The organism is Psychrobacter sp. GW64-MNA-CIBAN-0177 (genome assembly GCF_040309585.1).
In the GTDB taxonomy this organism is placed as follows: domain Bacteria; phylum Pseudomonadota; class Gammaproteobacteria; order Pseudomonadales; family Moraxellaceae; genus Psychrobacter; species Psychrobacter okhotskensis.
On the sequence record NZ_JBEOOY010000145.1, the window covers coordinates 1 to 283 of the forward strand.

General features: G+C 40.6%; 1 protein-coding gene. It reads left to right on the forward strand.

The genetic code is table 11. The annotated features are described in order from the left end of the window. Positions 1 to 44 precede the first annotated feature (44 nt). A partial coding sequence (locus AAEY79_RS14550) for a hypothetical protein (RefSeq protein WP_352289009.1) occupies positions 45 to 283 on the forward strand: 239 nt, incomplete at its 3' end.

The window sequence follows — 283 nt, forward strand, 5'->3', positions numbered from 1 at the left end:
GCATAGGATAGTAGACAACAAATACGACTCAGTTTAGGACCATCATGATAAAAACACTGATTGCTGCAAGCTTAATTTTTTCTTCTTCTAATGCGTTAGCTAATTTAAACACACCGCTAACCCCAGAAGAATTGCGAATTGAAAAAGCCAGCCAAGCGATGCCTAGCGTGCTAAGCGCTTTTGCCAGCGAAGTTAATCAATTTGAGCAGCAATTCAAGTCACTCTCAAGCTATGCACAAGCCGTAGATGCCGTTAATGACTACTCAAAACGATTATGGTTTAG